The organism is Paenibacillus silvae, from assembly GCF_014639235.1.
Lineage (GTDB): Bacteria > Bacillota > Bacilli > Paenibacillales > Paenibacillaceae > Paenibacillus > Paenibacillus silvae.
The window spans coordinates 117,222-129,904 of record NZ_BMFU01000004.1; the positions used below are offsets into that span (position 1 = coordinate 117,222).

The window sequence follows — 12,683 nt, forward strand, 5'->3', positions numbered from 1 at the left end:
TAGCGAGCCTATCATCAACAGGGCAGAGGAAGCAATTAATTTTGCGTTGCGAAAAAATATCAAAGTTATCTACTTGAACGGTAAGCGAGTCGAGTTGCAGAATCATGAGAGGTATACGGAAACCAAACCCTTGGGTGATCAACACTGGAGCGAATTCTTCTCTAGAGAAGTTACGACCGATGAAGCTCTCCTGGCTGAAGTGAATCCGTTCCATATTTCCCGTATCATGATCGTCATGTATCTTACGACACCGAACATGCGACAAACCATAGACATCACAACGAAAAAGGGTGCTAGAGAATTGATAAGGTATTGTTCAATTGCTTACAAGATGATGGAAAAGAAAAAGATCCGTCCTGCAGTCACGTGCGATCTATAAGTTTGGCAATATTTTAAATAAATAAAGAGAATTAGGGGGGGTTGAGATGAGAGATGGTTATTACTTAGCGGCATATCTCGTTGTGAACAAATTAGCCTACGCTATGGACATTAGTGTAAGGCACGATCACAACCTCTCGCTATGGAAAAAAACAGGTGAAAAAATAGAGCTAGTCCATTATTGGGAGTTAGAGAGATTAACAAGGAATAAAGGTCATTACCGTGCATTTAAAGACGTGGTCAGCGCAAAAAAATTTATTAATACATTACTCAACCAATACGATTTGTCGATAGACGATATGGTCGAGGTTTGGGGGACTCCAGAACTAGCTACCTGCAGCGACTATCATTCGTATACTGAGTACCCTTCTATTGCCTATCACAGCGTTAGTCATTTGTTCTCTGGCATTCTTACGGATTCAAAGAAATTCTATGAAGAAAACATTATTGGATTTGCCGTTGACGGTAGTCCAGACGTAGTAGTTGAACCGGATAACGAATGGTTTGAGTACACTTATTGTGGCTGCATTGTTAATCGAGGACAAATTAACATATTTCCAGTGATGGGTCCAGGTGCTCTCTGGCAGATGGCTACTTTTTCATTAAAGTTAAGAGAAGGGACATTGATGGCATTAGCTAATGCCAGCAAAAGCGAAATGCTGATCGATTATCCATTCGAAATCGATATTTCCGAAGCGAATGTTCTTGACAGAGTCAACAACTATGTCGAAGAATTAATCGCTGCAGTAAATGCACTGGAGCTGAAAGATGAGGGCGTACTTTTCAATTATTTCGATCCGTCATTTACAATCGAAGAGAACAAGATCAGCATGGTCATGAAGGTAATACAGAAGAGATCGATCGAAATGATGGACCGGAACGTCCAGATGATCGTCAATCAATACGGCCTAGACCCATCAAATTATCATTTGTCGATGAGTGGTGGCTATGCGTTGAATTGTCCAACGAACAGCTTTTTGATGAACAAATACAGATTCAAGGACTTCATAGCGCCGCCTTGCGTCAACGATTCGGGCATGTCGCTCGGGATCGCGCTGTACGCGTTCTATAAGAAGATGGGTAAGTTTGATTTCACGCTTGAACATGCCTATCATGGCGATGAGGAGTTTGATATTGCTCAAGTGACAGAAGGCGGTCTGTACTCGAAGTTTATCAAGAGCGTTCGTGAATTTGACCCAAGTCAAGCGGCAGAGGACATCATCGAGAGCCCTATCGTATGGCTGAACGGGAGAAGCGAAATCGGTCCCCGTGCATTAGGGAACCGGAGCATTATCGTCGATCCGAGAAGCGGGATGGCAAAAGACAAGCTGAACATCATCAAACAGCGGCAATGGTGGAGACCGGTAGCGCCAATTGTACTGGAAGAGCATATGGACGAATGGTTCGAGGATTGTTATCCTTCCCCATTTATGCTGCATACGTTCAAGATCAAGGAAGACAAGGCGGAGCAGGTGCCAGCAGTATGCCATCTCGATCAATCCGCACGGATTCAAACGATGGTGGAGAGTGCTAACCCTCTGCTGACCAGCGTTTTACAGGCATTTTACGAGAAGACGGGCGTACCGATCGTGTGCAATACCTCGTTAAATGACAACAGCGAGCCTATTATCAACAGGGCAGAGGAAGCAATTAATTTTGCGTTGCGAAAAAATATCAAAGTTATCTACTTGAACGGTAAGCGAGTCGAATTACAAAATCATGAACATTATAAGGAAATCAAACCATTGGATAATTTGAATTGGCTTGAGTTCTTCTCTAGAGACGTTACGACCGATGTCGACATTCTAGCTGAGGTAAACCCATACGGAATCGTCAGAAACAAACTTTCGATGTACATGAATCACCCGCAACTAAAATCAATTGATATAACATCTAGCCGAGGGGCAAGAGCTGTTCAACGAGCTGTCACATTGGCTTACATGACATCCAAGGGCATAAAGAAACTCAATTATGCGGATTCCTAATTCACTCGGTTAGAAGCCGTTTTCTAAAGGAAAACCATGCGAAAATGTAAAGAAACTTTTTAGTGGACGGACTGTGACATTGGATTAATGGTAATAAATTCCTATAAATGGGAGGAAATATTAATGCTTAATACAAGAGAAAATGTAAAAGATCAAGTATCTAAAATAATTCAGAAACACATTGAACTAAATATTGATGAAACAAATCAGCAAGACGGATTAGACATTTCCGCAATTACTTCATTAAAATTCATTGGAATTGTGGTGGATTTGGAATTAGAATTCGATTTTGTATTTGAAGACGAGTACCTAGATAACCGGATGTTCAACTCGTTCGATTCCATAGTAACCTATGTTTACGACAGAACTAACTTGGCGTAATGCATAGCGGGCCATAGCAAAAGCGATGAAGAATGCTACCGGAAAGAAGGAACCAAACTCATGCATAAGTTATTGGGTGGGGAAAAATTCAACAACTTAAAAAACCTCTTATTCGTCATTGCCTTGGTCTATCGAGCAAGTCCTCCTAGAATTATCATATCTATAACGAAGTCCGTTATAGAGAGGGTTTTTAACGTATTTTTCTTCATTTACTTGTTGCAGTATATTTTCGAATGCATTGAGAACGGGACAACATTCTACCACTTGTTCTGGATTCTCTCGATGATTATTGTCGTAAGAGCATTGATCGGTTTGATGAATATAGGCTACAACTATTATATTTCTCGGAACAACCCAATCGTATTCAGGTATATATTCGGTCGCATTATGAATAAGTCAACTGAAATCGAGTTATATAAATTCGAGCAACCTGACTTTTACAACGATTATACCTTAGCGCTGGACCAATCGAGTTGGCGTGCTGAGGAAGTGACCGAAAGCATGTCCTACATTATCAGTCAGTTCATCGGAATTGCCGCCACTGTCATTCTAATTGTCTCATGGGATCCGACTCTTATATTTTTCACAATTGTGCCAATCATTAATAGTTATTTGGTAGGATTGATGAGGAACAAGGTTCAGTACGAAAAGGACATGTCTCTCTTGAAAGATGAACGGATAGCTGCTTATTCCAAAAGAATATTCTATGAGAAAAAGTATGCCCAAGAAGTTCGGTTGTTTGGAATAAAAGACATCTTCCTAAAGAAGCAATTAGATAGTTATCGCGCAATGAGGCAAAACCTGAAAAAACACGGAATTAAATTGACAATACTAGATATTTGGAACGTGCTCGTCATGGATACGTTGCTGTTCCTTGCGGTGGCTCTCTACTCTACTTACCAAATCGTAGTGAACCACAATCTCTCGATTGCGGTGTATGTCTCGATCATGACAGCAGTAAACAGTGTCAGTTGGAGCTTTAATGGGCTTATATATGAGATTGCTTATTTCGCCCAGCATGGTAGATATATCGAGAATATCAAAAAGTTCATCAACTACGAGATGCCTGTAACGACGACCGTCAATTCTGGTTTAACTCCTCCGTTTGAGAGCCTGGAAATGATTAATGTATCTTTCCAGTATGAAGGTTCGAACAAGGCCGTATTAAAAAACATAGATTTAAAGATCAGTAAGGGTGAGAAGATTGCTTTGGTTGGGTACAACGGTGCGGGAAAAACAACATTGATTAAGCTGTTAATGCAGCTTTACGATGCCCAGCAAGGCAGCATCTTTTATAACGGTGTGGACATCAGGCAGTTTGATAAAGATGATTATTATTCCCGCTTTTCCGCAGTGTTTCAGGATTTTCAACTATACGCCCTCTCCTTACAGGAAAATATTTTGATGGACGAAGCTAAATTGGATAAGGATAGGATAAAAGTGCTCGAAGCCTTAGAAAAAGCAGGTTTCGAGGAGCGATTAAGTAAGTTAGATAAAGGCATCGATTCAGTTCTGACGAAAGAATTTGATAATGATGGCGTAGTCTTATCTGGAGGGGAAGGACAGAAAATCGCAGTTGCACGGGCATTCGCCAAATCTTCGGAAATTATCGTTATGGATGAACCCTCAAGTGCCTTAGATCCCATAGCGGAATATCAGCTTTTTCAGAAGTTGATGGAAATTGCAAACAATAAGACGGTGATTTTTATCTCGCATCGTTTATCCACTGCTAAACTAGCAGATCGGATTTATATGCTGGAAGACGGGGAGATTATAGAAGAAGGAACCCACGAAGAGCTGATGGGTAATCATTATAAGTATTCAGAGATGTTTACCAAGCAAGCTGAGAAATATATCAATTATGAATCAGCAAAGGATGTTATCTAAATGGCGTCAACTACCAGTCAAGGGACAAGCCGAACGTTTCGACAGTTTATTAGAAACAACTTGTTTATTCTCAAATATTCCTTTCAGATCTCGCCGGTATACTACTCTATTTATATTGCCATCAGCGTACTGACAGAAGTCGTGAACAACGTGATGTATGTAATGTTAATCAAGTTTATTATCGACGCAGTTAAAGAAGGGAAAACCTACGAAGAGATTCTCAGGTTAATCTTACTCTGTTGCGCTATTACAGCGACAACCTTGATCGTATCAAAAGTTTTAGCATTTTTAGATGAAATGAAATCAAAGGATATAACGGGACACATTCAGCGAGTGATCATGACAAAGGTATCACAAATGGACCTCATTTATTATGACGATTCGTCATTCTATGACGAGTTCATACGTGCTAGCGGACATGCGGAGGATAATATAAAGCGCTGCATTGGGAATGTGGTTTCTATTCTCTCCAAAATGTTAAGTATCATTACGATTACTGCTGTTATCGTTACGATTGATCCGGTCCTGGCGGTCTTTCCTTTGGTCGCGTTCATTGCGGGTATTGCCGCAGAGTATTTCAAAAACTCGATTCAGTATAAATATCGGCTTGAACTAGATCCGATCGAGCGTATGAAAAACTACTCTCGCAGAGTTTTTTATCAATCTGAATACGCCAAAGAAATGAGAATGACAAAAATAAAAAAACCGCTAATTAAGCAATTTAATCAAGCAATTGACGACCATAGGACGCTTGCCCGCAAGTACGGTCTAAAAGATGCTATCGTATCGTTCATCAATGAAGTATTCGTATGGTGTATATGTATCTTTTTCCTCCCCCCTGCTTATCTAAGCTACCATGCAATCGTAACAAGACGGATCACGATTGGGGATTTTGCTTCTATGAATAATGCAACGAGAACGATATTCGATAATCTAAACCAATTCAAGGACGCGTTCTCTGTTGCTCACAGTATTGGGCTGTATACAGAGCATTTCAGGAAATTTATGGAAAAGGATATTAATATTGAGAAGCCCGAAGGCCTCCCGTTAAAACTGACGACTTCTCCGGAAATAAAGTTGATAAATGTCTCTTTTAAATATCAAAATAGCGATGATTACGTGCTGCGAAATGTTAACATGACAATTAATCCATACGAAAAAATCGCGATTGTCGGTCATAACGGTGCGGGTAAATCAACGCTTATCAAGTTATTGCTGAGATTGTACGACCCCACCGACGGTAGAATAGAGCTGAATGGTGTCAACATTCAAGATTACACTATTAAAGAATACAGAGAACAATTCGGAGCGGTGTTCCAGGATTCGCAATTATATGCAGCGTCCATTTATGAAAATGTCATGATGCGCAAAATGGCGGAGAGTGAGAAACAACGAGCCGACAAAGCCTTAAGTTTAGTGGAGTTAAACAATAAATTAGGCACGTTACAGCATGGGGGAGATACGATCTTAACGCGTGAGTTCGATGATGAAGGCACCTTGCTTTCCGGCGGCGAAGGTCAGAAGGTAGCAATAGCAAGAGTATTCGCTAAGGAATCTTTCGTGGTGATCCTTGACGAACCGTCAAGCGCGCTAGACCCCATTGCCGAATACAATTTGAACCAACTTATGCTCGATGCCGCAAAAGACCGTACTGTCGTTTTCATATCACATCGCTTATCTACCACACGAATGGCTGATAAAATCTACTTATTCGAGAAAGGAGAGATCAAAGAAGTAGGTTCCCATGAACAGTTAATAGGGATTAATGGAGAATATGCAAAAATGTTTAAGAAACAGGCGGAAAGTTATTCGTATAACTCAGAGGTTAAGAAAATAAATGGCGTAGGTGGAGAGAATATTGAGAGTCGAGGAGTTATTGTGGAGCGATGAGAATCGGACGTTTAGAATTGTAGACGATGCTGGAGAATGGTCGTATCAGCAGATCAGAACTAGAATCGGTAAACTCGCTGGTGCATTGACAACCAACGGCGTAGTAGAAGGGGATCGCGTAGCTGTACTTTGCGAGAATAGTGTGTCCTTCTTTGTAGGCATCATGAGCGGATTAATATTGAATGCGACAGTCATTCCGTTAGATCCACAACTTCCTCTCAACGAATTGATCAAATTGGTTAAGAATGTTGATGCGAAAATTTTATGTACCTCAGGGACAAGACCCGAGAGGATTATAATGGATGAAGCATTAAGGATTGAAACGAATGGAATAACAATTCTAGACGAATCCTCCGGTCACTGGGACGCTGACCGGTTTGGTCAATATTTTACTGATACTCCAAAGGATCCGACTGTTCCTGCCTTTATCTTGTTTACATCGGGCACGTCTGGCCATCCCAAGGGCGTCACTCTGTCTCATGAAGCAGTGTGCAAGAATGTCCAATCTATCATGGACTGGATCCTGCCTTCGTGCCAAGATCGGTTCTTGATCACGAAGACTTTGGTCCATTCCTCTACCTTATTGTGTGAAGTTTTGGTTGCATTAAGAGCGGACGCAACGGTATTCATGTTGAATCCTGTGGTACCCATATCTGTTACCGTGAAGCGTATCCTAGAGCTCAAACCAACTATAATTGGCTTGAATCCGACATTGCTCTGGCTCTTGAACCGATCCATAAAAGATTCTCGGTCTTCTTCAGTAAAACTAATTGTGTCTAGCGGTGCTGTAGCTGCCCCCGACCTTTTGAACGAGAGCGAACGCAAATGGCCGAACGCAAAGATTATTAACGCATATGGATTAACTGAAGCGGGTCCTCGTGTTACGATGCAGAAGCTCAATCAACCTAGCAAGAAGGGGTCAGTTGGCCATCCTGTTCCCAACGTCAAAATTAGAGTAGTGAAAGATGGCTTTACATGCCAGGTAAACGAGATTGGATGTATATTCGTAAAATCGGATAGCATGATGAACGGTTATTGGAAGGATAACGAAGCTACAGAACAAAAAATTCAGGCAGGCTGGATAAATACTGGAGATATTGGGTACCTGGACGAGGATTCCGAGCTGTTCGTAGTTGGAAGAAAAGATGACATGATTATAAGGGGTTCGCATAATATCGACCCGAACTATGTTGAAGACGTACTCAGATCTTATAAAGGCATTAAGGAGTGTTTAGTTTTCGGCGTAGTGGACAAAGTGAATAGCAATAAAATTGTATGTTATATTGTGCCTGAAGAGGACTGTGGCTTAGATATTTCAAAGGTATTCGACTACTGCGCTAAATTGCTGGCTCCTTATGAATGTCCTCAAGAGATCTTGCTGAAAGATGCAATACCCAAAACTTCAAACGGAAAAGTTTCTAGAAAATTAGCAGCAGAGCAATATGTAACATTTTTGACCACAAGTAACTAATTCCATCTCAATAATAATTAATCCGAGTGTTTACATTCATGTATATAGAGGAGGGGAGTAGGTGGATTTTAACGGTAAAGAAGTGCTTATTACGGGGGGGGGGGACTTCGATTCGTTGGCAGTAATCTCGCAATTAAGCTGTGCGAAAAAGGAGCTAATGTGAAAATTGTAGATTGGTTGATACCCGGATACGTTGGAATCCCTACAATATCGAGCTCATTGCCGATAGTGTCATGACACATAAATTGGAATTAAGAGAGTTTGTAGAAATAGAAGGCATTATAAAAGGTAAAAAAATATTTTTTATTTGGCGGATCAGCTAAGCCATGTGGATAGCATGGATGATCCCATGATGGATATGGAATTAAATATCCTATCTCATATTTCTCTATTAGAGGCTTGTCGCAGGAAAAATTGTGATGCCTTGATCGTGCTAAGCAGCACTCGTCAGTTGTACGGGAAACCGCAATACTTCCCAGTTGATGAGAGGCATCCACTAGACCCGCCTGATGTTAACGCAATCAACAAATTGTCGTCCGAATATTATCACCTTCAATATTATCGAAATTATGGGATTAGGACAGTTATATTGCGCCTTACAAATACCTACGGACCTAGGCAACTGATTAAAAATGCAAAACAAGGGTTTTTGGGCTGGAAATCAAGTTCGAGATTTCACTTATGTGGATTCGTCGAAGCGATGCTTAAATCCTAATCTCACCAATGATGAGCAAGTAAGAATTATTTACGAGATAAAAGAGTTTTTCAGAACGCTATGAACAATCGAAAATACTTGGAGAGTGTTGAAACTATATGATTCATTCATGTGAATATTCCATTATTATTCCGGTGTATAACCAGAAAGAATCGTTACTTATTACCTTATCTTTGTTCGAGAAACAAAATTACCCAAGTGATAAATTTGAATTGATAATCGTTAATGATGGATCCACGGACGAATTGGAAGTAGATATTACCCATAAGGAATGGCCTAGAAACTTTAAGTTCATTCATCAGACCAACAAAGGCCGGGCATGTGCACGGAACATCGGAGTCGAGAATGCGCGATCAAATAACCTGATATTTTGTGATGCCGATCGGTTTCCAGACCCGGATTATATTACTAGCATTGCTAACGTTAGGAATCATTACGGCGATTGTGCGATCATTGGGAGACCGCTAGAGTTCTTTGGATCTAAGAAATGGCTCGATCTCAGTGTGGAACTAGATTGGAATAAAATAAAAAAGTACTCTAGGGATTCCGTATACTACCACAAAATCACTCAATTGTATGATCATCGTGGATTTACGGATTCGCCAATAAGATGGTCATCGTTCCTCGTCGGAAACTCTTGCGTTACTCGCCGTGATTTTGAACTGGTCAATGGATTTGATCCGGATTTCAAAGCATGGGGCTTCGAACATTTCGAATTTGCATTGCGACTTCAAGACAAAGGGGTTTTCTTTTATAGCTGCTCGGATGCAATAAATTTTCATATTCCGCACCCTCGGGAACAAAGTTTCTACCGAACAATGATCGAACAGAGCATGGACATTGTGGAGAGGAAGCACCCAACCGTTCCATGCAGATTGCTTAAAGATTTTATGTTTGGCGAAATTACTCTGCAGCGATTCGAATACATGTTCGGAGGTTTCAACACGGAGACGCTTATGCAGCGGGAGCCGATTACGATGACAATAAAATGATAACATAATACCACTTTATTCTAAGAAGGGTCGGGGATAGGAAAATGAAGCTACATAGGGATAATAATGTACTATTGATTACAGACGTTACAGGGGAAGGTGGCACTGATACATTTTTGATTGATGTAGCTCTTGCTGGTAGAAATGAGGGCTGGAACATCAGTGCATTGATTAATGATACGAGTGGTTCGGACCAACTTGGCAGAACATTGACGAAAAGTGGCGTCCCAGTCGTTCGTGCACCGTTATACCATGGGTACTATGATAAGTATCAGCGCAGAAAGGCGACGTTGGATGCGATCAATTTCTTCAAACCGAATATTATCCACGTGTTCTGTGGTTCTCCTCGCAGCGCAATTACGCCTAGGGAAATCGCGATCGAAAAAGGTATCCCTTTATTTTTCACCGAAGCTTTCGTGCCGGAGCAGCCACATTTTGCACCAGGGATTCATGAAAGGGTACATGAATTGTATGAACAAGCTACTGCCGTTACAACGGTATGCAGAGATAATATTCGATTATTATCTAGGGTTTACGGTTTTCCTGCCGAGAAAATCATTTATGTTCCGTCATCCATTAAAGTAGATCCTACTTCTCTAGAGATTGACAATAATACCATAGCTAGCGGCAAGGTTATCAAGGCGGTAACGGCGGGGCGGTTCGTTAAGCAGAAGGGAATTGATATCCTGATCAAGGCTATAAACTTGTTAGATGAACAGTCCAGAAGCAAGATCAATTTTACAATCATAGGTGCCGGTGAGGATGAACAGTTGTTGAAAAACATGGTAAATAATTACGGTCTCGAAGGAATGGTTTCATTCATTAATTGGCAACAAGATCTATCTGAAGCATTGGAATCGTTTGATGTATTTATTGCGCCAAGCCGTCACGAGGGTGGGCTACCCTTTACGATACTGGTCGCGCTTGCCAAAGGGCTACCATTAATCGGATCCTCTGTATCTGGTATCAAAGAGGCACTCGATGGCGGTGAGTTAGGGGAACTGGTAGAGCCAGAGAACGTGCTCGCGTTATCCGAAACAATCAAATCGTTCACTAATAACCCTTATCCACTGCAAAAAAAAGCTAAGAAGTCACGGCAGTTTTTATTAGACAATTATGATGTCGACAAGAATATGAAAAAAATAATTGATTTGTGGAAAGGTGCCTTGTAGATGGATAAATTAGAAAAAATAGATGTTCTGATATGTGCCGCGCGAAATGATATTAACTTCATATTGGAATATGCAATCAAGTCGTGCATTCAAAATTTCAAGCCCTTAAAGCGAATTTATATCGTTACGCCGGATCCCGATGAAATTGATCGAAAACTAGAAGAATGGCAAATAGATAAGGAACAGATTGTTCTTTTGAACGATTCCGAAGTATTAACAGCGGAAATGATGAATTTGCCCGGCTGGCTCAAGCAACAAATAATAAAACTCCAAGTCGAGCAAATCTGTAGTACGAGGTATGTTTGTTGCTTCGGGGCAGATACTGTCATGTTGAAGCCGGTTACCTATGATGAGTTATTTGAGAATGATAAGGCCGTGTTGTATTTTAATCGATATTCAACTCCTGGTATACACTTGCACTACGAAAGGAAACGGGTTGAAAATATTTCGGAAATTTTGCAAACGACACCTAAACGAGCATTTCTTCTAGGGGATTTCATCATGGAGTTAATGATTTTTGATTGCCAATATTTGAGAAGTTTAATGAATTATCTTAATCAATTATATGGGAATAATGCCTTAGCATCTGTCGTTCCGGATTCTTGTGATACCTACTCTGAAAAAACAGCGTTTGGCGAATGGACCCTCTATGCCGTATACATCTTGGATGTACTGAATGATAGTGTTCCGATTCGAAATTCAGAGTGTAAGTTTGTTCGTCATCTTCATAGTGCTAATGATCTACGCAGATTCCAGTACGACTGCCATGTCGCGCATTTTGTAAACAAGTCTTTCGATACGATTGAACTAACTAGACGATTCGAAGCAATGGGAATAGGAGCGTGACATCATGTTCAGATGGGCAAGGCTAACAGAGTTCAATTCAGATGTATTTGCTTCCTTCTTTCATCGGAATGGTTACCATCACAGTGTTGGTGATCATCAAGGGGAAATGTGGGGGTACGCATGGGCCTTCAACCATGCACGCTCTCGAACCAGCCAACGCGTTTTATGCATCAACTCGGATGTCTTTCCTGATTATCTTCGTAATGAATCGCCGCAATCAACTATCCATACTGCGTCAAATCCTGATGTGCGAACCGAAGGAGAATTCGATACGATATACGCATTCCATTCCCTTTATAGATTGAGTCCGAGAGAATTCACGGATAATGCAATGCATATGTTTCAACTTCTTCGACCCGGCGGAAAACTTGTGCTAATCGAAAAGTATAAAGTAAGTGGGGGAGTGGGGCATGATTACACGGAATTTTTTGATAAGTCTGGCTTCATGCTCTTCCGTCCTTATCAATACGATCTAATACCACGGCATGACAGATTAAATCAAGAATGGTTTAAACAAAGGGATGATTTGATCCTTACGATGGATAACTGCGGTAACAAGCATGCATTCTTTGGGGCTATCTTTTTCAGGCCGTATCGTGCATCAGAAATAGAGGACAAGGTGTTCAAATGCAATAACAGTTGGTTGGGTCTTGACTCAAGGGGATTAATACAACCGTTTGAATACATTGGTGGATATCAGGATGATTTTAGCATCTATAAAGGCGCACAAATACGAATATTTCATTTGCCGGAGGAGCTCAAAAATAAGGAGGCTATCGGGCTGAATGAGATCAGTTCATGCTTTGGAACTAACAGAGTAGACTCAGCCATGTTGATAAATGAACTAATCTGTCAGGAGTATCTGCTAGATCGCTGAGATTGTGTCAATTCTGTTTGTATCAGTTGTTAAGGTGAATTCAAGATTCCATTTTGTTTCCCTCTCATTTGTCTCAATGGGGAGGAAAT

Annotated in this window: 11 protein-coding genes; all 11 read left to right on the forward strand. The window is 40.9% G+C overall.

Features of this window, described 5'->3' with window-relative positions:
- A partial coding sequence (locus IEW26_RS14875; RefSeq protein WP_188592978.1) for a hypothetical protein occupies positions 1-379 on the forward strand: 379 nt, incomplete at its 5' end.
- Between the two features lie 46 nt (positions 380-425).
- Positions 426-2,363, forward strand: coding sequence for a carbamoyltransferase C-terminal domain-containing protein (locus tag IEW26_RS14880; RefSeq protein WP_188592979.1), 1,938 nt, complete (start codon positions 426-428; stop codon positions 2,361-2,363).
- A gap of 123 nt (positions 2,364-2,486) precedes the next feature.
- Positions 2,487-2,744, forward strand: coding sequence for an acyl carrier protein (locus IEW26_RS14885; RefSeq protein WP_188592980.1), 258 nt, complete (start codon positions 2,487-2,489; stop codon positions 2,742-2,744).
- Positions 2,745-2,804: 60 nt separating this feature from the next.
- On the forward strand, positions 2,805-4,631 hold the full coding sequence (locus tag IEW26_RS14890; protein WP_229729875.1) for an ABC transporter ATP-binding protein: 1,827 nt from the start codon (positions 2,805-2,807) through the stop codon (positions 4,629-4,631).
- A complete protein-coding gene (locus IEW26_RS14895; protein WP_188592982.1) occupies positions 4,632-6,521 on the forward strand; it encodes an ABC transporter ATP-binding protein in 1,890 nt (629 codons plus the stop codon).
- Positions 6,490-7,992: a class I adenylate-forming enzyme family protein gene (locus tag IEW26_RS14900; protein ID WP_188592983.1), complete on the forward strand. Its 1,503-nt coding sequence runs from the start codon at positions 6,490-6,492 to the stop codon at positions 7,990-7,992. Before IEW26_RS14895 ends, IEW26_RS14900 begins: the two co-directional genes overlap by 32 nt.
- Positions 7,993-8,299: 307 nt before the next feature.
- Positions 8,300-8,707, forward strand: a complete 408-nt coding sequence (locus tag IEW26_RS30755; RefSeq protein ID WP_188592984.1) for a GDP-mannose 4,6-dehydratase — start codon at positions 8,300-8,302, stop codon at positions 8,705-8,707.
- 98 nt (positions 8,708-8,805) lie between these two features.
- Positions 8,806-9,699, forward strand: coding sequence for a glycosyltransferase family 2 protein (locus IEW26_RS14910; RefSeq protein WP_188592985.1), 894 nt, complete (start codon positions 8,806-8,808; stop codon positions 9,697-9,699).
- A gap of 44 nt (positions 9,700-9,743) precedes the next feature.
- A complete protein-coding gene (locus tag IEW26_RS14915) occupies positions 9,744-10,871 on the forward strand; it encodes a glycosyltransferase family 4 protein (RefSeq protein WP_188592986.1) in 1,128 nt (375 codons plus the stop codon).
- On the forward strand, positions 10,872-11,717 hold the full coding sequence (locus IEW26_RS14920; protein WP_188592987.1) for a DUF6492 family protein: 846 nt from the start codon (positions 10,872-10,874) through the stop codon (positions 11,715-11,717).
- A 4-nt stretch (positions 11,718-11,721) separates the two neighbouring features.
- Positions 11,722-12,594, forward strand: coding sequence for a class I SAM-dependent methyltransferase (locus IEW26_RS14925; protein WP_188592988.1), 873 nt, complete (start codon positions 11,722-11,724; stop codon positions 12,592-12,594).
- The last annotated feature ends 89 nt before the right edge of the window (positions 12,595-12,683 follow it).